Source organism: Pseudomonas graminis (genome assembly GCF_013201545.1).
Lineage (GTDB): Bacteria > Pseudomonadota > Gammaproteobacteria > Pseudomonadales > Pseudomonadaceae > Aquipseudomonas.
The window spans coordinates 2921676-2943462 of record NZ_CP053746.1 but is presented as its reverse complement, the minus strand read 5'-3'; the positions used below and the strand labels follow the sequence as shown (position 1 = coordinate 2943462).

Sequence of the window (21787 nt, the reverse complement as noted above, 5' to 3'; positions counted from 1 at the left end):
TTAGCACGGGATCTGTTGAGCGATCACTTACCGGCGGTCCCACTGAATTAACGCAGGCGCCAATACCTCAACCCTGGGACAACGCGAAAAAGCGCACGTAATGGTTGGAACGAGTCACCCAAAAAAGCACCGAAACCCTCAAGCCCGCCATTCAATGGCAGAATCTGCGTCAATGGACAGTTTTGGAGCCCCTCATGCTGAGCGTATTTGAACGACGACTCGACCCCTTCCCACCCGACGAAGCACCCCCGCCGCCTGTGGGGCTGGTTCGGTTTCTGTGGGCCTGCACCCGGGGAGCGCGTGGTTACATTCTCGCCCTTGCAGTGCTCAGCGCCTGTGTGTCGCTCTACGAAGCCTGGCTTTTTTCGTTCCTCGGCCAAGTGGTCGATCTGCTGTCGACCTGGAAGGACGGCGGCGCCACTGCGGGTGAGGAAAGTAGGGCGCTGTGGGGCATCGGCATTGTGCTGGTGATCAGCGTCGGGCTGGTGGCCTTGCGCACGATGGTTCAGCACCAGGTGCTGGCGATCAACCTGCCGCTGCGACTGCGCTGGGACTTTCACCGCCTGATGCTGCGGCAAAGCCTGTCGTTCTTTTCCGATGAATTTTCCGGCCGAGTCACCACCAAGGTCATGCAGACCGCGCTGGCGGTGCGGGACGTGCTGTTCACCCTGATTGAAATCGCGCCTGGCATCGGCGTTTATTTCATCGCCATCATCGCGCTGGCCGGCGGATTCGCCTTGAAGCTGATGCTACCGTTCCTTGCCTGGATCGTGTTGTTCGGCCTGGCCATGCTGTATTTCGTGCCGCGCCTGGGCAAAGTCGGTCAGGAGCAGGCCAACGCGCGGTCGTCGATGACCGGGCGAATTTCCGATGCCTACACCAACATCACCACGGTGAAGCTGTTCTCCCACTCCAAACGCGAAGCGCAGTTTGCCCGCGCGGCGATGGAGGACTTCAAGCAGACCGGCTTTCGCCAGATGCGTCTGGTGAGCCAGTTCGAGATCGTCAATCAGGCGCTGGTGGTGGCGTTGATTCTGGGCGCGGGCGGTTATGCCCTGTGGCTGTGGCATCAGGGCGATGTGGGCACCGGCGCGGTGGCGGCAATTACCGCCATGGCGCTGCGGATCAACGGCATGTCCCACTGGATCATGTGGCAGATGACGTCGTTGTTCGAGAACATCGGCACGGTGCAGGACGGCATGGCGACGCTGACTCAGGGCCCCAAAGTGCAGGACGCGCCAGATGCAGCGGTGTTGAAGAGCAACGGCGGCGCGGTAACCTTCGACAACGTCAGCTTCAATTACAACGGCGAGCGTCAGGTGCTGGACGGTTTGAACCTGGCGATCCGGCCGGGCGAGAAGATCGGGCTGGTCGGCCGCTCAGGTGCCGGCAAATCCACGCTGATCAATCTGCTGTTGCGCTTCTATGACGTGGACAGCGGCGAGATTCGCATTGATGGGCAGAACATCAGGCAGGTCACGCAGGACAGCCTGCGCAGCGCCATCGGCATGGTCACGCAAGATACGTCGCTGCTGCATCGGTCCATTCGCGACAACATCGCGTATGGCCGACCTGATGCCACCGATGAGGAAATCCACACCGCTGCGGCTAACGCTCAAGCAGATGGCTTCATCGCCCAGCTCAGCGACAAGCATGGTCACAGCGGCTACGACACGCTGGTCGGTGAGCGCGGCATCAAGCTGTCGGGCGGCCAGCGCCAACGGGTTGCCATTGCGCGCGTGATGCTGAAGAACGCGCCGATCCTGTTGCTGGACGAAGCCACCAGCGCGCTGGATTCGGAAGTCGAAGTGGCCATTCAGGAAAGCCTCGACGAAATGATGAAGGGCAAGACCGTGATCGCCATTGCTCACCGGCTGTCGACCATTGCGGCCATGGACCGGCTCATCGTGATGGACGACGGGCGCATCATCGAACAGGGCACCCACGCTGAACTGCTCAACAAGAACGGCACATACGCGCGGCTGTGGCATCACCAGAGCGGCGGGTTTCTGGGGGAAGATCAGGGCGTGCCAGAAGCGGTGGATCAGGTATAGCGGGCACGCTCGCGATAGAACTGCGTCCAACGACGGCTCTCGGGCAACGCCGTCGTTGGAGGTCGCCCCCGCCGACACAGAACATCATCGCTCATCAGAATCAGCTAGTAGACCGACTTACTAGGATGTATTCTCCGAGCCATGAATACTCCTCAAACACGTGGTTCATCTGATGTCCGTCAAGGAATCCTCGACGTCGGCCAACGCATCATGGCCGCAAAGGGGTATTCCGGCGTAGGCCTGAACGAAATTCTTGCCGCCGCGGGCGTGCCGAAAGGCTCCTTCTATCATTACTTCGGCTCCAAGGATGCCTTCGGCGAGGCGTTGCTCGAACACTATTTCGACGACTACCTCGCTGATATCGATCGCATCCTCGGCGAGCCCGGGCTGCCCATGGGCGAGCGCCTGATGAATTACTGGCGGGTCTGGCAAGACACGCAGTCGTTCCAGGAATGCCAGGGCAAATGCCTGGCCGTGAAGCTTGGCGTTGAAGTGGCCGATCTGTCGGAGACCATGCGTGCCGTCCTCAAGCGCGGAACGTCCGGGATTACTGACCGCCTTGGCAGCGCGATCGAGGCTGGCGTTGCCGACGGCTCGCTGCCCGCCTGCGACAACCCTTACGCTGTTGCGCAAAGCCTGTACCAGCTGTGGGTCGGTGCCAGCGTGATGGTCAAGATCGAAAGAAGCCTCGCGCCCTTCGAGACGGCCATGGCCACCACGCGCACGATCCTGCGCCTTAACTGATCAGCCCCCCAGTGTCCCGCCGTTCTCTTTGGCTTCGTTTCAAATCTGCATAGCGCCCGCCGGTCTCTCCTGACCGGCTTTGTATCGTCGACGCCCCCCCACGACTGAGCACCTCGAAAAAAAGGCCCTCTGAAATAATTTGAAAATAACTATAGACGACTGGTCTACTCAGAGTTAAGGTGTACCCACATTAACCCGCCGCCACAAGGACTGACGTGATGAAAACCAGAACAACGATCACCGCTCTCGCCACTGCCGTGACACTGCTTGCAGCCGCTGGATTCGCGTCAGCCCAAGATCGCCCTGCCACTCCGCTGACCGCCAAGACAGTAGTGCTGGTACACGGCGCTTTCGCCGACGGCTCTTCCTGGAACAAAGTGATTCCGCTGCTGGAAAAAGCCGGTCTGAATGTGGTGGCGGTGCAGAACCCGTTGGACTCCCTGGACGGCGATGTCGCTGTCACCAAGCGCGCCATTGCCGCTGCGCAGGGTCCGGTGGTTCTCGTGGGCCATTCCTGGGCAGGCGCAGTCATCACCGACGCTGGCGTCAACGACAAAGTCCGCTCGCTGGTGTACGTCGCCGCTTACGCCCCGGATGATGGCCAGTCAGTGTTCGATGCCGTGAAAGGCTATCCCGACATGCCCGGCCAGGCCTCCTTCGTGAAAGACGCAGATGGCTACGTGAAAGTCAGCGACGAAGGCGTCGCCAAATTCTTCGCCCCTGATCTGCCCCGCGCCGAACAGAAACTTGTCGCCGCCACCCAAGGTGCGCTGAACATCAAAGCGCTGAGCCAGCCCATCCCCCACGCTGCCTGGCACAAGGTGCCCTCCTTTGCGGTGGTCGCCACAAACGACCAGATCATCTCGCCACAATTGCAGCGCGATCAGGTGAAGCGCCTGCACGCCGACTCCATCGAGGTCCCTTCAAGCCACGTTGCGATGCTGGCCTATCCCAAGGCCGTGGCTGACTTGATCATAAAAGCTGCCAAGTGATTTCGAATTACCGTTGAACTAGACGACTAGTCTATTAATCCAAGTGAATGATGCTTTACCTTTTGGCTGCTGCTCGGCAGTCGCATACCTAAATCGAAAAGGAAATAACCGATGAAAGTTCTTATGGTTCTGACTTCCCATGACACCCTCGGCAACACCGGCCGCCCTACCGGCTTCTGGCTGGAAGAGCTGGCAGCGCCCTACTATGCGTTCAGCGACATCAACGCCGAAATCGTTCTGGCTTCGCCACAGGGCGGGCAACCTCCGCTGGACCCGAAGAGCAACGAGCCTGACTTCCAGACCGACCTGACCCGTCGTTTCGAGAAAGACGAAACCGCCAAAGCCCTGCTCGCCAACACCGTTCGCCTGGACAGCGTGTCCCAGGCAGATTTCGACGCTGTGTTCTACCCAGGCGGCCATGGTCCTCTGTGGGATCTGGCTGAAGACAAAAATTCCGTCCAGCTTATTGAATCGTTCATCGCCGCCAACAAGCCTGTCGCCGTCGTATGTCATGCCCCTGGCGTGCTGCGCCACGTGCAGAACGCCGACGGCACGCCGCTGGTTAAGGGCAAAAAGGTCACCGGCTTTGCCAACAGCGAAGAGGAAGCCGTAGGCCTGACCAATGTGGTGCCTTTCCTGGTGGAAGACGAGCTGAAATCACTGGGCGGCGTCTACTCCAAAGGTCCGGATTGGGCTTCGTACGTCCTCACCGATGGTCTGCTGATCACCGGCCAGAACCCTGCTTCCTCCGGCCCTGTGGCAGACGTGCTGATCAAGGCACTGCAAAACAAATCGGCCTGATCGCCGCCCGGCGCGAGGGGTGTTCGCACCCCTCCCCGCTTTTCACCTTTGCACCGAGATAACCGCCATGAACTGGTAATGAACGGATTCAACCCGACCCCAGGCCCGACTTTATGTCGGGCTTTTGTCGTTTCTGGAGGGAGGCGAATAATCAAACAAACACGGCTTCGACGGGTCTACCACGCCAGTGACGGGCATTGATGAACGCTCACGATGCCCGATGCAACTGGATCTGCCGTTGACGGCGGTGGCAGTGCCAAACCCTCTATCGCGAGAAAAATAATGGCTCAGGCAAAGAAAACAGCACTGCAAAGTGAAGCGGATGCGGCGGTTGTCATGACCCCCCATGGCACCTATGACAGCTACACCGGCACAGCCCATAACGACACCATCACGGGTACCACAAAGCGGGACTTCATCTTTGGCGGCGGTGGCGACGACATCCTCATCGGTCAGGGAGGGGATCCCGATCCGTTCAGCAACGCACAGGATCGCTACAACGGCGGCGCAGGCGTCGATACGATCACCAGCCACTCCGCCTATGTCTACGGGAACACGTTCGTCTACACCTCGGTGACGGACAGCTACTTCGACAAACAGGGTTCCCATTCGGACTTGATCAAAAACTTCCAATCCACTGACGTACTTGACCTGACGGCCCTCGGGCTGGAGCGCGTTGGCAATGGCCACAACGGCGATCTGGCAGTGACCTACAACGCCGACGAGGACATTACCTATGTTCGCTCGCTGGATAAAAACGTCCAGGGCCAGGCATTCGAAGTACGACTGGAAGGCGATCACGCGGCTGAGCTTGGCACGCAAAATTTCGCCCTGCGTTACGACCTGACTGCAGAAAGCAATGGCCGCGAGCATGGGCTAAGCAACAAGCAATACGTCATCACCGGGACCGATGGCGACGACTTTCTGGTCGTTCCCCGCTCCGGCAACATCGTGACCGGTGGAGGTGGCGCGGACGACATGTCTGGCGGCGGTTCCCGTAACACGTTTGTCTTCGAGCATCTCACCGATAGCTTCGTGAACGACGGCACAGGCCAATCCAGCGTTGACCTCATCCACAATTTCAGACTCGGTGACGGTGATCTGCTGGACGTTTCGGCACTGGGGTTCACCGGCCTTGGTAATGGCTACAACGGCACGCTCAATTACAGCTACGACAATGAAGCTGGTTACGCGATTGCCCAATCCTTTGAAGCCGATGAAGATGGCAACCGATTCGCCGTGCACCTGACACAATACGACCGGGATCCGCTCACCGGTCTGCAGGACATGGATCGCTTCACCTTTGCCGGAGACAGTGCAGCAGATCGCGCCAGCCAGACGCTGACCGGCGATAACCACCGTGACACGTTCACCAATTCGACCGCAGGCGGCATCCTCGTCGGAGGCGGTGATGATGATCTGTTGGTGGGCAACACCGGGGTCGACACCTTCCGATACGTGGAGAAGAGCGACAGCTTCCGGGGCAATTCGGACTTCATCAAAAACTTCGACGCCACTCAGGATCGCATCGATGTTTCAGCGCTGGGTTACACAGGGCTTGGCGATGGCACCGATGGCACGCTCAAGGTGATCTACGACACCGCCCTGAACCGCACCTATCTCAAGGATTACGAAGCGGACGCTGACGGTAACCGATTCGAGATCAGTATCGTCAAGAACGTCGCCAAGGATTTCAGCGCCGATAACCTGATCGTGGCCGACCCGAACGCTGCGCACATCGAGCTTGTGGGTCTGGCCCCCGCCGACCTGCATCCGATCGGCTGAACCCGGAAACGCCCTTCCATATGGCAGGCATGAAAAAGCCGTCGCGGGTGCGACGGCTTTTTTGCAGCATGGGGCGCTGACAAAGGTTCTCCCCATGCTGGTATCGCTCACTGAATCTCAGTCAACGCTTTTGGCCCATACCGCTTGGGCGTTGGTGAACTCGCGCAGCCCGAAGTGGGACAGCTCGCGACCGTAACCACTCTTTTTGACGCCGCCCACCGGGATCCGCGCGTTGGTGGCCGGGAAACCATTGATGAACACGCCGCCGGTCTCAAGACGCCGGGCGATGCGTTGCGCGCGCGGGATGTCCTGGGTCCACAGGCTGCCGCCCAATCCGTAATCACTGGTGTTCGCCAGCACGATCGCCTCTTCGGCGTTGGCGGCAATGGTGATCGCGGCGACCGGGCCGAAGGTTTCTTCGTCGAATGCGGCCATGCCTGGCTTCACATCAGCCAGCACGGTGGGCGCGTAGAAGTTGCCGGGGCCGTCGATCTTCTTCCCGCCCAGCAGCAACGTCGCGCCGGCTGCAATCGTGCGTTGAACCTGACCATCCAGCTCATCGCGCAGATCAGCGCGGGCCATCGGGCCAACGTTGATTGCGCTGTCCAGCGGGTCGCCAATTTTCAGCTGCCCGACCGCTGTCACGAATTGACGCGTGAATTGCTCGGCGATCGGCGCCTCCAGAATGAAGCGCTTGGCCGCCAGACAGACCTGGCCGGCGTTCTGGAAACGCGCCTCGACGGCGGCCTTCACCGCAAGGTCGATATTGGCGTCAGCCAGCACAATAAAGGCGTCCGAACCGCCCAGCTCCAGCAGGCTCTTCTTGAGCGCCTTGCCCGCCGTGGCTGCCACGGCAGAACCTGCGCGCATGCTGCCCGTCAGGGTAACGGCGGCGATGCGCGGGTCTTCGATGGTGCGGGCCACGGTGTCGTTGTCAGCGATGAGGTTGGTGAACAGCCCTTTCGGAAAGCCCGCTGCTTCATACGCTTCTTGCAGCGCATAAGCCGAGCCCATGACGTTCGGCGCGTGCTTGAGCATGAAGCCATTGCCCGACAGCATGATCGGCCCGGACGCACGAATCACCTGCCACAGCGGGAAATTCCACGGCATCACCGCCAGCACGGTGCCGATCGGCAAGAAAGACACGTGGACCTCGTCGTCGCTGCCTACATTGACGGGCTCATCGGCAAGAATCCCCGGGCCGTTGTCGGCAATCCACTCAATGGTGGCCGCGCACTTCTCCACTTCTCCACGGGCCGCCGCCAGGGTCTTGCCCATTTCAGCGGTGATGAGCGCAGCGAAGGATTCCGAGCGCTCACGCAGGGTGTCCGCCAGACGGCGATAGGCCGCCACGCGCTCGCGCATCGGCGTGGCACGCCACAAACGAAAGGCCGCAGCATTCACATCCAGCAATTGCTCGACGTCGGTTTGCGTCTGGAAGGGGTAAGTGGCAATCAGCTCACCGGTGGCCGGGTTGCGTGATGTAGCGACGTTTGCGGGGGAGATCGGGCTCAGGTCAGACATCGTGATTACCTCGTTGGCGGTCGGTGCAGCACATGTGCGCTGCGATGACCGTCACTCTAGGCAAGCCCGAAAAAGCCAGTAAGGCGTCTTGTTATCCTATGACCGTGAGTCATAGGCAGTGTGGCGAGGAATGTAAGTCACCAGCGAGAGATCCGGCCGTCCTTCAGGCGTCAGCGCGACATAGGTGAAATCGATATGGCCGCTGATAGGATGCAGCAGACGCTTGCGACCCTCTTCAAAACCTTTGACCTCGGTGTCCTGCCACCACTCTTTGAATTCGGGGCTCAGGCCCGAAAGTTCTTCGATCAGGCTGTCGAACGGTGCCTTGTCCTGGGCCAGCGCGCGCGATGCCCGAAACGCACTGATCATGCCGCGCGCCATCTGCTCCCAATCCAGAATGATGGTTCGGTACGGGATGTACAGAAAAAGCAGACGCAGCGTGTTGCGCTCATGGGGCTGCAACGAACCGTAGTCGACAAACAGCTCGGCGATGGCGTCGTTCCACGCCAGAATGTCGAGCCGGGCGTTGCGCACATACGCTGGAATGGGGTTGATCGCCTGCACCAGCATTTCCAGGCCGGCCGTTACCCCGCCCCCGGTCGCAGCAGCCGGCACCTCCAGTGAGGACAGCGCATACAGATGCGCAGACTCCACACGATCAAGCTTGAGGACTTTGGAGATCCGTTGCAGCGCGTCCGGCGAGGGCTGAATGTCGCGGCCCTGTTCAAGCCAGGTGTACCAGCTGACGCTGACCCCGGCGAGCGCCGCTACCTCTTCGCGACGCAATCCGGGCGTGCGCCGCGGCCCTTCCGGCAGACCGAAGTCCTTCGGATCAAGCCGCGCCCGCCGGCTGGACAGGAAATTGCCGAACTCGCGGCGCTGCTCTATCGACGGTCTTTTCGCCATAACTCACTCTTGATCCCTGCGGTCGTTGATCGCCGACAATCAGGCATCGTGGGTCAAGCTCTGGCGTGGGTCAAGCCGGTCAGGGTATCGGCGATGGCTTTAGTGCGCCGGGCCGTGCCTTCGGTGGCCTGGTTAGAATGTTCCAGAGAGTCGAGCATTTCGCGCAGCGCGCCGACGCCGGTGGACTGGTCCTCGATCTGCTGCGCCACCCGCTGGATCTCGCTGGAGAGCAGGTCGATGTCGACGCCGATTTCCGCCGCGTTCTTGCGGGTGATTTCCGCCAGCTTGCGCACTTCGTCGGCGACCACCGCAAAGCCTCGGCCCAGATCCCCTGCCCGTGCGGCTTCAATGGCGGCGTTGAGCGCCAGCAGATTGGTCTGGCCGGCGATCTGTTGAATCACCTGCACGATGGACTGGATGCGCAGGCTCGATTCCGCAAGGGCTCGTGCGCCGACCACTGCTTCGTCCGCCTGGCTGACCAGCGCTACAACGGTATTGCCGGCGTTTGTCGAGACGGTGTTCTGCTGGTCAATCGTACCGGCGAGATCGTCCATCGACAGGTGCAGCTCGCCGGAGTAGTGCTTGATTTGCGTGGACATCTCTTCCTGCTGCTGACCGGCCTGGGCAAGCACCCGACCCAGTGCGGCGAGGCCTTCGAAGACAGGCAGGATTTTGGTATCCAGCCCGCGGGTATCCAGGGCGTTGTTGAAATCGTTGAGCTTGAACGACTCGATCTGCTTCACGATGACGTGATTCAAGCCCACCATTTTCTTGAGCTGACGGCGCAGGAAAAACGCCTTGAATTCGCCATAGTGGGCAATGAAATTGTCCACGTACTCATCCGTGAATGACGCGCCTTTTGCCACGCGAAAGAAGAAGATCGCGGTGAGCGTCTGGTTTAGGTTCAGGCCGAGAATTTCACCAAAGGTCGAGAAACCCACCAGCGGTACGTCACCGAACAATCCGGTCATGCTGCCCAGGTCCTTGCCGTTGTTGGCCCGACGCAAGATGCAGTCGTTGAGGATCGCCGCGACGGGCTGCCCGCCTTTGCCGCGCAGGAATTGCTCGTAATCCACGCGGGTGGCTTCGCGCAACGGCGTGCGCTTGACCATTACCAGTTCCTCGCCGGGAGCCACGTCGCAGAACAGCTGAATGATCTGCTGCGCATGGTCGATGCGGGCGATGGAGCGCACGAACAACTCGCTGCCCACCCGAATGGCAAAGGAGTAATCAGCCAGGTTCTTCTCGAGGGCGTGGGCGTCACAATCGAAGGCGTTACACAGCGCCTGGACCATGCTCATGATGTTGCCCTTGCTGTCGATCACCTGATCGATAGTGCGGTCTTCGACAGATGCGGTCAGGACACTGAAGGTCAGCCCGGCGGGCTGGAAATTCTGACTTTTGAACACGCCAAACCGTATGTCGGCGGCGGTCTTGATGAAGACAATCTGCGCATGATTCTGATAGCTGCGCTGGCCGTCGTGGATCAGCGTCTTCTTGAAATCCGACTTGCCGCCGGCGGAGCCTCCTACAAAGAGGCAGGGAAAGCGCCCGGATTCATACAGCGCTTCCATGAAGAACGATTCGGACGCTGACAAGCCATCGAACACCACATAGGCCAAGGTGTCGCGATGATCGATGGTGGTGCTGACCTGCGCACGCTTGATGTTGTTGACCAGTTTTTCGATGCGCTCACGCATCTCCATGCGCTTGCCTCCGCCGCGGATGTCTTCGCATTCCAGCGGCACCATCACCACTTCAGCGGAGGCAATTACGCTGCGTTCGAAGAGCTGCAGAACGATGCGGTCCCATCGATCGCCGGTCGCACAATACAAACCGGTCGCACTGTTGCACAGCTCGCCGGAGGTGGTGCACAGGCTCAGCACGCTGTCGGGAAAGCGCTGCTTGATACGCGCAGCGACTTGATCGATATCCAGGTGCGGAGAGACGAAGCCTGTCACCAGAACGGGAGCCGAACGCACGGCCGCGAGGGCACGGTCCAGTTCGCCAGCAGTGCAATTAATGCTGATCGCTTCCTGGCGGTTGGCACGGGTTCGGTTAAAGAGATTGAATGGGTTCATCGTCGGCTCGCTAGAAAGGATCGCTGAGCGGATGCGTGCATACGCGACAGCTTTCCTCTGTATCGGCCGTGGAAAATCTGACTTGAAGGACAGGACGTGGCGTTGGTCGGAGGGTTCGAACCGAGGTCCGCACGATTGCTTCAGTTTTAATCGCCGTCGGTGTAATGGATCCCAAAGTCGTGGCGCCCCGGCGCCAGGTGCGGCTTGAGCGTGAGCGCCGGGATCTCATAATCGCCGGCATTCTGTCGACGAAACGGCAGTGGCGGATCGGTGAAGAGGTTATCCAGCCGCGTCGCATATTCAGCGCACAGCTGGTCGAACCGGACAGCGTCGACCTTGCCGGTTTTATAGATCGGGAAAGGCGGCAGGACTGTAAACCCGGGGTAAAACAGCACCCCGTGCTGTATCGGAAAGAGCACGTCATTCAACGCACCGTTCACCCCGCGTTTGCTGTAGTGAGACTCCCATCCGCCCATAGTGACCGCGAGCATCGCGCGCTTCCCGGCCATCCGGCCCTCGCCGTAGCGATCACCCCAATGGCTTTCACTGTGCTCGCCCACACCATAGGCAAAACCATAGGCATACACTCGATCGACCCAGCCCTTGAGGATCGCCGGCATCGAAAACCACCACAGTGGAAACTGGAACACCACGGCATCAGCCCACTGTAACTTGGCTTGCTCAATCTCGATGTCGTGGGGCTGGACACCGGCGGAGAACACTCGGTGTGACTCAACGGCGGGATTGAAAGGCGTGCTGGGGTCGTAACCAGGTGCGTCGTCAGGGTCAAGCGCCGCCTTCCACTTCATTTTGTAGAGATCCGATATTTCCACTTCATGGCCAGCCGCCTTGAGATGGGCGATCGCAAAGTCCCTCAGCGAGCCATTGAGAGAGCGAGATTCAGGGTGGGCGTAGATCAACAGTATGTTCACAAGAGGCTCCGGATGGGATGGATGCCTCACCGTAGCGGCGATCGCGCTATGCTAGAAATGAATTCCCGAAACAGCTGGTATTTGCATGCACAATATCTTGCGCCGACTGGACCTCAATCTGCTGCTGACGCTCGATGTCTTGCTGGCTGAACTGAATGTGACGCGCGCGGCACGCGTCCTCAACCTATCGCAGCCAACTGTCAGCCTGCAGTTGGGCAGGCTCAGGGAGATGCTGGCCGATCCTCTGCTCTTGCCAGGCCCCCGAGGCATGCTGCCCACGGAACGCGCCCGCGAATTGCGCAAGCCGTTGAGCGAAGCGCTGGCAGCCTTGAACAGCGCATTGAGCCCTGCTGATGCATTTGACCCCGGATCCTCAAATCAAACCTGGAAAGTAGCCGCCAGCGACTACGCCACCACCGCTCTTGTCTGGCCGTCGCTGCGACGGATCAGGAACATCGCGCCGAAGACTCGGTTGGCGCTGCTGAACAAGCACCCTCTCGACCTTGCCAGCGACCTGGAAGGTGGTCGTCTCGATCTCGCTCTGCACATTCGCGACGAAGCTCCGCCGACGTTGCGTCAACGCTCGCTGGTCCACGAACGCTACGTCCTGGCCGGCCGGCACGGGCACCCAGCCTTCCAGTCAAAGCTGACCCTCAAAGCGTTTTGCGCCCTTGAACACGCCATCATGTCCCCCAACGGCGCAGGCTTTACTGGCACCACTGATCAGGCATTGGCGATCAAAGGTCTGCAACGCCAAGTGGTGTTGTCGGTGCCCAACTTCAACTCACTTATTTCGGCCCTGACGCACAGTGATCTGGTGGCAGTCGTGCCGCAGAGGATGGTGCAAGACGAGGCTGCCTTGCATGTCCAGGATCCTCCTCTCGTTATCCCCGGGTTTGAAATGTTGATGCTATGGCCAGAGCGCCTGCACCGCGATCCCGCGCACATGTGGCTGCGCGACCTCATCGCTTCAACGGTTGAAACGACTTCCTGCCTGCGGCACTGACACTGAGCTCTGCATCAGTCATGGACAATCCAAAAAATGACGCGGAGCTATCAAAACGATGCCACTGGCACGTACCTTGGGTAGACATTTTCAAGTAACCGCCCTTCAAGCTGAGCCATCAAGGAAAGTCCATTTGACAGCAAAGCCTCTTACTTCCCGTGACACCTGTCAGGTGCTGCGTGACATCGCCCTCGGCATTCGGGTGATGCGTCGGGTGGGCGGCGACGCTCAAGTCGACATCGACAGCGGCCTGATGACCGTAGAGGTTGATGGCTGGCTGGTCACGTTTTACAAAGAGCACAATGCCCTGGATCACTGCGACCGCTGCCTCAGCCCCGAAGGCCGTCTCTACATGTTTGACGCCCGCCAACGCTACGCCACTGATCCGCTTGAGCTGCTGAGCACTTGGGAACGCGGTCAGCTGGAAACGCTGCTCTCCCTTATCTAAGCGAACGCTCATACACCGCGCGTCAAAAGAAACGGCCTTGGCCCCATAGCATGGGACGATGGAACCAAAGCGGATCCGGTGCCACACACGCGGTATAAAGTCCAGAGCGGGTGGCGTATGTCGACGAAAGTGAGTGGGCCTGTTGATCAGATGTTCGGCTTGCATAACAGCGATTTTGGCTCGCCCCAAGGGCGTTTCGCTGATCAACGGCAAGCGGGCGCAGGCATCGATTTTGGTGCGTCGCCCGGTGCCGGTGCGCAGTCGGTGAGCTTCGGCGGACCCTCGCCGCACCACAGTGACAGCCGAGTGAATGCCAGCGAGCGCGCGGCCAATCCCACCGATCAGGACCTCGCTGCATCGGTACGTAATCTGGTCGAGCAAATCATGCAGGCGCTCGCACAGTTCATGCAGCAAAGTCGGGGCGATACGGGCGCATCTTCCCCAGGCGGTGGCAGTCCGCAAGGCAAGTCAGCGGCAGTCTCGGCAGCTGGTCAGCCGATGGCAGCGAACGCTGTGTCCCAACAGCCGGCTGCAACGCCAGGGTTAACCCAGGCGCAATCGACCGCTCCTCATGCCTCCATTCCTGCGCCGGACACGTTGACGGCCTCCAAGCCCGCAACTGCGCCTGAATCCGTAGGCAAGCCGGGCGCTGTGGGCGACGCCGCCACCGCTGGCAGCGGGCCTTACTCGCTCAATATCACCAATACTCAAGACCACGCGATAAAGATTGGCCAGTTCGACAAGAATGAAAAACTGGTAGGCGAACTGTCACTCGAGCCTGGGCAGAGAGGGACGATGAAGTACGAGGCAGATACGACGGGCCTGCTCAAACAGGCCGACGCGGACGGCAACTACAAGCCTGATGCGAGCCGCCTGGAGTTCTACAACGGCTTCATCAATACCAGCGACATCGATGGCCGCAACGCGGCAATCCATGCGACTGACGGCAAAGGGTTTGAGGTCGGTGACAAGCAAAGTATTGCTGACAACGCACCTGACAGCATCACGTCCCTGGACTCCGCCGGGAACAAAACAATCGCCGGATGGTACGACGGGTCCACGGAGAAGATGAAACAGGGGGGCGCGTTCCTGACCAAAGCACTGGGCACTGGAATGACCTATCAGCATCCAAATGACGACACCTTGGGCCAGGGCAGCAACCCTATGCGGCACACTGACTCGATGTCCCTGGACGTGACGTTCGGCAAGGCGTGAGATTGATGCGAGGGGCGATGAGTTTTTGAGTCAGGCCCGGCGCTGCTTTCAGGCAGGCAAAAAAAAATCTGGAAATCCGCATTTGCATGGGCCTTCCAGATTTTCGAAATGGTGGGTCGTGTGGGATTCGAACCTACGACCAATTGGTTAAAAGCCAACTGCTCTACCAACTGAGCTAACGACCCGCTTCGTTGTGGCGCGTATATTACTGATATTTCACAGTAATTCAACACCCAAGCGAAAATAATTTAAAAATAACGCGTTGGGTCCGTCACGCCAGCCGCCGCGAAGCCCTCAGCGCGCAATCGGCAGCTGTCGCATTTCCCGCACGCACGTCCCTGCTCGTCGGCCTGATAGCAGGAAACCGTCAATGCGTAATCCACACCCAGACGCGTACCGGTTTTGACGATATCGGCCTTGCTTAGCATCTGCAGCGGCGCCTGTATCGTGAAGCCCTCACCTTCGACACCAGCCTTTGTGGCGAGATTGGCCATGCGCTCGAACGACTCGACGAACTCCGGACGGCAATCCGGGTAGCCGGAGTAATCCACGGCGTTGACGCCAATGAAGATGTCCCGGGCACCAAGCACTTCCGCCCAGCCCAACGCGAGAGAGAGGAAAACGGTATTGCGCGCCGGCACGTACGTGACCGGAATGCCCTCGCCCGGCGTCTCCGGCACCGCGATGTTGCTGTCGGTCAGCGCGGAACCGCCAATGCCATTGAGGTTAAGGCCGATGACCTTGTGTTCGACCACGCCCATATCCGCTGCTACACGCTCCGCCGCCTGCAGCTCGGCACGATGCCGTTGGCCGTAGTCAAAACTCATCGTGTAGCAGCTGAAGCCATCGGCCTTGGCCATCGCCACCACGGTGGCCGAGTCCAGCCCGCCAGACAGCAGGATTACCGCTCTTTTCTCAGTCATCGGTTGCTCACTCATTTATCGCCCCGGCTCGTCGTTCCACAGGATTTTGTGCAACTGCAACTGCAGACGCACCGGAAGGTTGTCGGCCACGATCCAGTCGGCCAGGTCTCTGACGTTCAGATCGCGGTGGACAGGGGAAAACAGCACTTCGCCGGCACGACGGTCCAAACCGTACTGAATGATCTTCGAGACGGCCCAGTCGTAGTCTTCTCGCGAACAAATCACGAATTTGATCTGGTCGTTGGACGTGAGCAGCTCGATATTTTCGTATCGATTGCGCGCCACTTCTTTTGAACCCGGGGTTTTCAGGTCGACGACACGGCTCACGCGGGGATCGACCTTGGAGATGTCCAGCGCGCCACTGGTTTCCAGCGAAACCTCGTAGCCCGCGTCACACAGCCGCTGAAGCAAAGGGATGGCGTTTGGCTGCGCCAAGGGCTCGCCGCCTGTGACGCAGACGTAGCGCGGGCGGTAGCTGGCAACCTGCTCCATCAGTGAATCGAGAGTCTGGATGGTTCCGCCCGTGAAGGCGTATTCGCTGTCGCAATAACCGCAACGCAATGGACAGCCGGTGAGACGCACGAAAACGGTAGGCAAGCCTGCCGTGCGCGTTTCACCCTGCAAAGAGTAGAAAACTTCGGTGATGCGTAATGTGTCTTGCATAAGGGCCACGGGCGTAACGGCTAAACAGGCCATCCGCCTCCGTCAGGCACTTCTGTACACCCTGCACACGCAGAATCCACGGAAGCGTAGTCAATACCGGAATTTCGGGGGCGGAATTCTAACGAAGAAAGCCGCGCAATGCGCGGCTTTCTTGAATCAGCGGTCAGATTGCCTGGCAATCAGAGACGCTGCAGGTCCCGCTGTGCCAGCTGAGCGGCTGAACTGGCCGGGTACTGAGCAACAACTTGCTGAAGGATACCCTTCACTTTGTCGGTGTGACCCAGGCGACGTTCAACGTCCGCCAACTTGTACAGGGAATCAGGCACTTTGGCGTGCTTTGGGTAGAGCTGACTGACCTTTGCAAAGGCCTGACCGGCACCTTGAAGGTCGCCTTTGGCCAGGTTCACTTCGCCCAACCAGTATTGGGCGTTGCCCGCATACTGGCTGTTCGGGTATTTGCGCAAGAAAGCCGCAAACGCCTGACTGGCCTTGTCGAAATCCTTCGCTTTGATCAAGTCGAAAGCAGCGTCGTAATAGAGCTTTTCTTTCGCTGGGTCACCGGGCTCGCTGCTCGCCTGAGGCGCTTGAGCGGTTGATGACGCGGGTGCTCCGCCGGCATTGCTGCCGCCGTCGGAAGCAGAATTGTTGGCAGCTGATGGGGCAGATGCGCCTCCAGCTCCGATTCGGGAGTCGAGATCCTTATAACGATCCAGCGCTTCTTGCTTCATCTGCTGGATATCGTTCTGCTGGACTTCCACCATTCCACGCAAGCGCGAAATTTCGTCCTGCATTTGCTGCAACTGCATGAACAGCTGACCTTGCGCCGAAGGCGCGGCCGTAGCCGCACCTCCGGCGTAGGCGCCAGACGTACCATAACCCGATGGCGGATAACTGCTACCAGCAGAGCCAGAGTTGTCATCGACCACAGGAACCGCACCCATCGCTGCAAGAGGAAGGGTGAGAGCCAAAACGGTTAAAGCACGTCGGCACGTTCGCATGTCAAATTACTTACGCAGTTCGACGCGACGGTTTTGAGCCCACGATTGCTCGTCGTTACCGGTAGCAACTGGACGCTCTTCACCGTAGGAAACGAGTTCCAGCTGAGCTGGCGAAACGCCCTGCAGAACCAGGTAGCGTTGAACGGCTTTCGCACGACGCTCGCCCAGTGCCAGGTTGTATTCGCGAGTACCGCGTTCGTCGGTGTTGCCTTCCAGAACTACGCGAGCGCCGTTGGCTTTCAGGTCTTTGGCGTGAACGTCCAGAGCGCGCATGGCTTCTGGTTTCAGGTCAGAACTGTCGTATTCGAAGTAGAAAGTAGTGATAGCGCGCAGAGCAGCTTCTTCGCTCAAGCTGCCATCAACAGCGCCAGAGTTAGCGCCGTAACCAGCGTTAGGATCTACAGCAGCGCCGCCAGCACCGGCATTGTCGCCGCCTTTGGACGAGCAACCTACAGCTACGGCCATGGCCAGAGCCAGCGCAGCAAATTTACCAAACTTCAGCATTTCCATCGTAAAACTCCTAATGAACCCCAAGTGTGTTAAGTACAACGTAAAGCGCCGCGTCAGTTCAGGTAAGGGGACCAGGAAGGTTCTCTGACTTCGCCTTGAGCGGTAGGAAGCGGGAGCCTTACGCGTCCATTAATGGACACGAGCATCAAGACTCCCCGGCCCTGCTGGCGGGTGGCGTAGATTACCATGGTGCCGTTAGGCGCAACAGTAGGCGACTCATCAAGGTTGCTGTCTGTGAGGATTTTTACGCTACCGCGCTGCAAATCCTGAGCCGCCACCTTGAAGTTGGTGAAGCCATCTTGACGATGGATCATCACCAGAGTCTTTTCATCCGCCGATAACTTAGGGTTGGCATTGTAGTTACCGATGAAAGTAACGCGCTCTGCCCCTCCGCCATTAATATTGGTTTTATAAATTTGTGGCTTGCCGCCGCGATCAGACGTGAAGTAAAGCGTCGAGCCGTCTTTACCGAAGAACGGTTCTGTATCAATGGAGGAATCGTTGGTCACTCGCGACAATTGACGCGACGCCAGATTCATCACATAGATTTCCGGGTTGCCATCTTTCGACAAGACCATCGCCAGCTTGCTGCCGTCCGGGGACCACGCAGGCGCGCCGTTCAGGCCTTCGAAGTTGGTGATTTGCTCGCGGCGACCGGTGTCGATGTGCTGAACGAAAATGCGCGGACGCTTCTGCTCAAACGACACATAGGCAATGCGCTTGCCGTCCGGCGCAAAGCGTGGCGACAGGATCGGTTCACGGGACTGCAGCAGTGTCACCGCGCGGGCGCCGTCGTAGTCCGAACGCTGCAGCGTGTAGCGAGTGTTGTCAGTGGAGAAACGCTCGGCAGTCACGTACAGCATACGGGTCGAAAACGCACCCTTGATGCCGGTCAGTTTTTCGAACGACTGGTCGGCGATGTAGTGCGACATATCACGCAGCTGGTCAGCTGTGCCCGAAACGTTGCCGGTCAGAACCTGCTGCTCGGTGGCCACGTTGAACAGTGCGTATTGGACCTGCAGGCGACCGCCCGAAGGAACGATGCTGCCGACCATCACGTACTGCGCGCCCAGTGCTTTCCAGTCGCGGAAGATGACTTCGCTGGCCTGGCTTGGCTGGCTGATCATGTTTTCCTTTGGAATCGGCGAGTAGTAGCCCGAGTTCTGCAGGTCGTTGCCAATGATCTTGGCCATGTCTTCCGGCAGTACGCTGCCGCCCTGCAAGCCAAAAGGTACGACCGCGATAGGCGTGGCGCGGTCACTGCCGCTTGTTACCAGAATGTTCTTTTCGTCGGCAGCGGCGAAACCCGCTGCGCAACACAGAACGACAAGCATTCCTCGAAGAAGGTTAATCACAAGGCTAGGTCCTCAGGTGTGAATGTCATCTTGAATGAACGGTAAGGCGCGAAGTCCGAAGGCTTCATCCCCTGCATCTCTGTCAAACGACCAATATTCTTGACCGCCGCTACTGCTGAACTGTCGAAAGGACCATCGCCGCTGGACTTGCTCACCGTGACCGAAGTCAAGGTGCCGTCCGGCAACATGTTGATCTGCAGGACGACCGTCATGCCCTTGCGCGCAGAAGGTGGACGTGCCCAGCCTTCAGCGGCTCGAGAGCGAATCAAGTCATCGAAGCTGCCAGCCACTTCATCGCCACGCTCATCGGCCAGCGCCTGCTGGCGTTCCGGCTTATCGGAAAGCAGGTCGGCCAGTGCTTGCGCCTTCTTGTCTTCCGCCGATTTGCGGGCAGCGTCCTGCGCCTTCTTCTTCGCGTCCTCGGCCGACTTCTTCTTGGCATCCTCAGCCGCTTTCTTCTTCGCGTCTTCAGCAGCCTTTTTCTTGGCGTCGTCCGCAGCCTGCTTCTTCGCGTCCTCGGCAGCCTGTTTCTTGGCTTCCTCAGCGGCCGCACGCTTGGCGTCTTCCTCGGCTTTCTTCTTCGCGTCGTCTTCGGCTTTCTTCTTGGCTATATCAGCCAATTGTTTCTCTTCGGCGGTTTTCTTCGCGTCATCCGCTTTTTTGGCTTCGGCTTTCTTGGCGTCTTCCGCAGCCTTTTTAGCGTCATCGGCTTTTTTGGCGTCGTCAGCTTTCTTCGCTTCCTCGGCCTTTTGTTCTTCGGCTTTTTGAGCGGCATCGGCTTTCTTTTGTTCCGCCGCCTTCACCGCCTCTTGCTCAACTTTTTTCTGCTCCATCTGCTCGACTTCGGTTTGTCGCGCAGCGGATTTCTTCGCCTCACCGGCAAGCTTCTGGTTGGTCTGGGTGGTTGCCTGACTTTTTGATTTCAACTGATAGAGCGTTGCCTGGACAATCGGCCTGGCTTCAGGAAGCTCAGGCGTCATTGCGAAGCTGACGAACAACAAACCAAAAATCAGGACGTGCAGTCCTACCGCCCAGACGGACGGCCAGAAGTAGCTTTCCGAGGCGGACGGCTCTCGAATCGGCTGCATCAGGGGGCCTCGGTAATCAAACCAACGTTCCCGACCCCGGCCTTCTGCAACCCGCCCATCGTGCCCATCACGGCGCCGTAGTCGACCGTCTTGTCGCCACGGATGAACACTTGAGTCTGCTTGCCAGCGTCACGACCGGCAGCAATGATTTTGGTCACTGCGCTGGTCAGTTGCGGCAAGGTCATCGCCTTGTCCATTTGCTTGTCGGTGTCGACTTCGCTGCCAAGGTTCCAGTAATAGGTCTTGTCAGCCTTGATCGAGATCGTCAGGACCTGATTGTTGTTGTCCTGCGGCAAAGCCTCGCTGGAGACCTTGGGCAGATCAACTTTCACGCCCTGGTTGATCATCGGAGCCGTCACCATGAAGATGACCAGCAGCACCAGCATCACGTCGATGTACGGCACCACGTTCATTTCGGCGACCGGCTTGCGCTTGTTGCGTCGGCCGCGAGCGATTAAAGCCATTGGGAAATACCTGCTTATTCTTCGCTGGTGTGCACTTTACGGTGCAGGATCGCCTGGAACTCGTCGGCGAATGTGTAGTAGCGACCGATCAGGTTCTCGCCACGAGCGGCGAAGCGGTTGTAAGCGATGACCGCAGGGATCGCTGCGAACAGGCCGATAGCGGTGGCAATCAGTGCTTCGGCGATACCCGGTGCGACCGTGGCCAGAGTGGCTTGCTGCGCAGTGGCCAGACCGCGGAAGGAGTTCATGATGCCCCATACGGTACCGAACAGACCGATGTACGGGCTGGTGGAACCGACGGTTGCCAGGAACGGCAGGCTCTGCTCGAGCTTTTCTTCTTCACGGGAGATGGCAACGCGCATGGCACGGGCAACACCTTCCATCACCGCATCCGGATCGACGCCGGCCTGCTGACGCAGACGGGAGAACTCTTTGAAGCCCGCGCGGAAGATCTGCTCTACGCCGGAGTCAGGGTCCGGGTTGCTGCCAGCCTGACGGTAAAGCTTGGACAGATCGATGCCTGACCAGAAGCGCTCCTCGAAGCTGTCCAAGGCCTTACGCCCGGCGCGCAACATGGCGCTGCGCTGAAAAATCATGATCCACGAGGTGACCGAGGCGGCCACCAGGATCAGCATTACCAACTGCACAACCACGCTGGCATTGCTGACCAAACTCCACATGGAGGAATGGTCGACGACGTTAGCTTCCACGCTGTATCTCCTGCTCTGAATGTGTACCCGCGCCGCCCTGCCCGGCAAAGGCCGTGCGCAGAGCTTCGGGAATGGCCCGGGGTTTCAAACTGTCGGCGCGCACACACGCCACCAAAAACTGCCCTTCGCAGAGCAGCACATCATCCGCAGCCCGCCTGACCTGTTGCTGAAAGCGCAGGCTGGCGCGGTTCAATTCGATTACTTCGGCGCTGATCAGCAGTTCGTCGTCCAGCCGCGCGGGCTTGTGGTACCGAGCCTCGCTTGAATGCACGACGAACAACAGGTTCTCGATACCCGCCATTGCGGATTGGGCAAAGCCCAGTTCCCGCAGTCGCTCGGTTCGAGCCCGCTCCATGAATTTCAGGTAATTGACGTAATAAACGATGCCGCCGGCATCGGTGTCCTCGTAATAAACGCGACAACGATGTGCGAACGACTGAGCCCCGTTTTGCGCGCGCATACTCTAGTGCTTACTCCTCAGGTTGCCAATCCGGCCAGGCAACTGTTTTTCATCGTTTTTACTGCCTGCGCCACATCACTTTGCGGTGACTGCCCGTCAGACCACCAAACACCCGAATAAATCGGTTG

The 21787-nt window shown here is 59.1% G+C and carries 21 protein-coding genes and 1 tRNA gene; 8 read left to right on the top strand and 14 right to left on the bottom strand.

The features are described from left to right. The first annotated feature begins 194 nt into the window (after positions 1-194). The 5 genes from FX982_RS13225 to FX982_RS13205 all read left to right on the top strand — a co-directional run bounded on the left by FX982_RS13225 (position 195) and on the right by FX982_RS13205 (position 6376). The gene (locus tag FX982_RS13225) at positions 195-2054 is read left to right on the top strand and encodes an ABC transporter ATP-binding protein (RefSeq protein ID WP_122623054.1); all 1860 of its coding nucleotides are present in this window, start codon (positions 195-197) and stop codon (positions 2052-2054) included. 141 nt (positions 2055-2195) lie between these two features. Then, positions 2196-2798 (top strand): TetR/AcrR family transcriptional regulator, encoded by a 603-nt coding sequence (locus FX982_RS13220; protein ID WP_172611072.1) that lies wholly within the window; start codon positions 2196-2198, stop codon positions 2796-2798. Between the two features lie 218 nt (positions 2799-3016). After that, a complete protein-coding gene (locus FX982_RS13215; protein WP_172611060.1) occupies positions 3017-3790 on the top strand; it encodes an alpha/beta fold hydrolase in 774 nt (257 codons plus the stop codon). 111 nt (positions 3791-3901) lie between these two features. Continuing rightward, on the top strand, positions 3902-4591 hold the full coding sequence (locus FX982_RS13210) for a type 1 glutamine amidotransferase domain-containing protein (RefSeq protein WP_172611051.1): 690 nt from the start codon (positions 3902-3904) through the stop codon (positions 4589-4591). A gap of 282 nt (positions 4592-4873) precedes the next feature. Further along, positions 4874-6376: a M10 family metallopeptidase C-terminal domain-containing protein gene (locus tag FX982_RS13205; protein WP_172611049.1), complete on the top strand. Its 1503-nt coding sequence runs from the start codon at positions 4874-4876 to the stop codon at positions 6374-6376. A gap of 117 nt (positions 6377-6493) precedes the next feature. On the opposite strand, the gene FX982_RS13200 is transcribed toward FX982_RS13205, so the two are convergent. The 4 genes from FX982_RS13200 to FX982_RS13185 all read right to left on the bottom strand — a co-directional run bounded on the left by FX982_RS13200 (position 6494) and on the right by FX982_RS13185 (position 11819). Next, complete coding sequence (locus FX982_RS13200; protein WP_438826326.1) at positions 6494-7891, bottom strand: NAD-dependent succinate-semialdehyde dehydrogenase; 1398 nt, start codon at positions 7889-7891, stop codon at positions 6494-6496. 105 nt (positions 7892-7996) lie between these two features. After that, complete coding sequence (locus tag FX982_RS13195) at positions 7997-8806, bottom strand: helix-turn-helix transcriptional regulator (protein WP_172611046.1); 810 nt, start codon at positions 8804-8806, stop codon at positions 7997-7999. A 53-nt stretch (positions 8807-8859) separates the two neighbouring features. Beyond that, positions 8860-10887 (bottom strand): methyl-accepting chemotaxis protein, encoded by a 2028-nt coding sequence (locus FX982_RS13190; protein ID WP_172611044.1) that lies wholly within the window; start codon positions 10885-10887, stop codon positions 8860-8862. A 146-nt stretch (positions 10888-11033) separates the two neighbouring features. After that, the gene (locus FX982_RS13185; RefSeq protein ID WP_172611042.1) at positions 11034-11819 is read right to left on the bottom strand and encodes an NAD(P)H-dependent oxidoreductase; all 786 of its coding nucleotides are present in this window, start codon (positions 11817-11819) and stop codon (positions 11034-11036) included. A gap of 85 nt (positions 11820-11904) precedes the next feature. Between FX982_RS13185 and FX982_RS13180 the strand changes: the two genes are divergently transcribed. The 3 genes from FX982_RS13180 to FX982_RS13170 all read left to right on the top strand — a co-directional run bounded on the left by FX982_RS13180 (position 11905) and on the right by FX982_RS13170 (position 14488). Continuing rightward, complete coding sequence (locus FX982_RS13180) at positions 11905-12825, top strand: LysR family transcriptional regulator (RefSeq protein ID WP_172611041.1); 921 nt, start codon at positions 11905-11907, stop codon at positions 12823-12825. Positions 12826-12958: 133 nt separating this feature from the next. Then, positions 12959-13273, top strand: a complete 315-nt coding sequence (locus FX982_RS13175; RefSeq protein WP_172611039.1) for a DUF7693 family protein — start codon at positions 12959-12961, stop codon at positions 13271-13273. Between the two features lie 117 nt (positions 13274-13390). Further along, positions 13391-14488: a hypothetical protein gene (locus FX982_RS13170; protein WP_172611037.1), complete on the top strand. Its 1098-nt coding sequence runs from the start codon at positions 13391-13393 to the stop codon at positions 14486-14488. Between the two features lie 109 nt (positions 14489-14597). Here FX982_RS13170 and FX982_RS13165 read toward each other — a convergent pair. From FX982_RS13165 to ybgC, 10 genes are all read right to left on the bottom strand, one after another. Next, positions 14598-14673 (bottom strand) — tRNA-Lys (locus tag FX982_RS13165). A 63-nt stretch (positions 14674-14736) separates the two neighbouring features. After that, a complete protein-coding gene (gene queC / locus FX982_RS13160) occupies positions 14737-15411 on the bottom strand; it encodes a 7-cyano-7-deazaguanine synthase QueC (protein ID WP_172611036.1) in 675 nt (224 codons plus the stop codon). A gap of 15 nt (positions 15412-15426) precedes the next feature. Continuing rightward, positions 15427-16074, bottom strand: coding sequence for a 7-carboxy-7-deazaguanine synthase QueE (gene queE / locus FX982_RS13155; RefSeq protein WP_172611034.1), 648 nt, complete (start codon positions 16072-16074; stop codon positions 15427-15429). 179 nt (positions 16075-16253) lie between these two features. Continuing rightward, complete coding sequence (gene ybgF, locus FX982_RS13150; protein WP_172611032.1) at positions 16254-17072, bottom strand: tol-pal system protein YbgF; 819 nt, start codon at positions 17070-17072, stop codon at positions 16254-16256. A 6-nt stretch (positions 17073-17078) separates the two neighbouring features. Beyond that, a complete protein-coding gene (gene pal, locus FX982_RS13145; protein WP_065989719.1) occupies positions 17079-17582 on the bottom strand; it encodes a peptidoglycan-associated lipoprotein Pal in 504 nt (167 codons plus the stop codon). A gap of 53 nt (positions 17583-17635) precedes the next feature. Beyond that, the gene (gene tolB / locus FX982_RS13140) at positions 17636-18916 is read right to left on the bottom strand and encodes a Tol-Pal system beta propeller repeat protein TolB (protein ID WP_172613050.1); all 1281 of its coding nucleotides are present in this window, start codon (positions 18914-18916) and stop codon (positions 17636-17638) included. Positions 18917-18933: 17 nt separating this feature from the next. Then, positions 18934-20025, bottom strand: coding sequence for a cell envelope integrity protein TolA (gene tolA / locus FX982_RS13135; RefSeq protein ID WP_172611030.1), 1092 nt, complete (start codon positions 20023-20025; stop codon positions 18934-18936). Further along, positions 20025-20489, bottom strand: a complete 465-nt coding sequence (gene tolR / locus FX982_RS13130; protein WP_037014073.1) for a protein TolR — start codon at positions 20487-20489, stop codon at positions 20025-20027. The genes tolA and tolR overlap by 1 nt, the downstream gene beginning before the upstream one ends. Positions 20490-20503: 14 nt before the next feature. Then, positions 20504-21199 carry a protein TolQ gene (gene tolQ, locus FX982_RS13125; protein WP_122537415.1) on the bottom strand — a complete coding sequence of 232 codons (696 nt, stop codon included), beginning with the start codon at positions 21197-21199 and terminating at the stop codon, positions 20504-20506. Beyond that, positions 21189-21659 (bottom strand): tol-pal system-associated acyl-CoA thioesterase, encoded by a 471-nt coding sequence (gene ybgC, locus FX982_RS13120; protein WP_074893268.1) that lies wholly within the window; start codon positions 21657-21659, stop codon positions 21189-21191. Before ybgC ends, tolQ begins: the two co-directional genes overlap by 11 nt. Between the last annotated feature and the right edge of the window lie 128 nt (positions 21660-21787).

Excerpts from the sequence above, each read along its gene's own strand:
- FX982_RS13225 (WP_122623054.1), top strand. The coding sequence starts at position 195 with ATGCTGAGCGTATTTGAACGACGACTCGACCCCTTCCCACCCGACGAA.
- FX982_RS13220 (WP_172611072.1), top strand. The coding sequence starts at position 2,196 with ATGAATACTCCTCAAACACGTGGTTCATCTGATGTCCGTCAAGGAATC.
- FX982_RS13215 (WP_172611060.1), top strand. The coding sequence starts at position 3,017 with ATGAAAACCAGAACAACGATCACCGCTCTCGCCACTGCCGTGACACTG.
- FX982_RS13210 (WP_172611051.1), top strand. The coding sequence starts at position 3,902 with ATGAAAGTTCTTATGGTTCTGACTTCCCATGACACCCTCGGCAACACC.
- FX982_RS13205 (WP_172611049.1), top strand. The coding sequence starts at position 4,874 with ATGGCTCAGGCAAAGAAAACAGCACTGCAAAGTGAAGCGGATGCGGCG.
- FX982_RS13195 (WP_172611046.1), bottom strand. The coding sequence starts at position 8,806 with ATGGCGAAAAGACCGTCGATAGAGCAGCGCCGCGAGTTCGGCAATTTC.
- FX982_RS13190 (WP_172611044.1), bottom strand. The coding sequence starts at position 10,887 with ATGAACCCATTCAATCTCTTTAACCGAACCCGTGCCAACCGCCAGGAA.
- FX982_RS13180 (WP_172611041.1), top strand. The coding sequence starts at position 11,905 with ATGCACAATATCTTGCGCCGACTGGACCTCAATCTGCTGCTGACGCTC.
- FX982_RS13170 (WP_172611037.1), top strand. The coding sequence starts at position 13,391 with ATGTCGACGAAAGTGAGTGGGCCTGTTGATCAGATGTTCGGCTTGCAT.
- queC (WP_172611036.1), bottom strand. The coding sequence starts at position 15,411 with ATGACTGAGAAAAGAGCGGTAATCCTGCTGTCTGGCGGGCTGGACTCG.
- queE (WP_172611034.1), bottom strand. The coding sequence starts at position 16,074 with ATGCAAGACACATTACGCATCACCGAAGTTTTCTACTCTTTGCAGGGT.
- ybgF (WP_172611032.1), bottom strand. The coding sequence starts at position 17,072 with ATGCGAACGTGCCGACGTGCTTTAACCGTTTTGGCTCTCACCCTTCCT.
- pal (WP_065989719.1), bottom strand. The coding sequence starts at position 17,582 with ATGGAAATGCTGAAGTTTGGTAAATTTGCTGCGCTGGCTCTGGCCATG.
- tolB (WP_172613050.1), bottom strand. The coding sequence starts at position 18,916 with ATGCTTGTCGTTCTGTGTTGCGCAGCGGGTTTCGCCGCTGCCGACGAA.
- tolA (WP_172611030.1), bottom strand. The coding sequence starts at position 20,025 with ATGCAGCCGATTCGAGAGCCGTCCGCCTCGGAAAGCTACTTCTGGCCG.
- tolR (WP_037014073.1), bottom strand. The coding sequence starts at position 20,489 with ATGGCTTTAATCGCTCGCGGCCGACGCAACAAGCGCAAGCCGGTCGCC.
- ybgC (WP_074893268.1), bottom strand. The coding sequence starts at position 21,659 with ATGCGCGCGCAAAACGGGGCTCAGTCGTTCGCACATCGTTGTCGCGTT.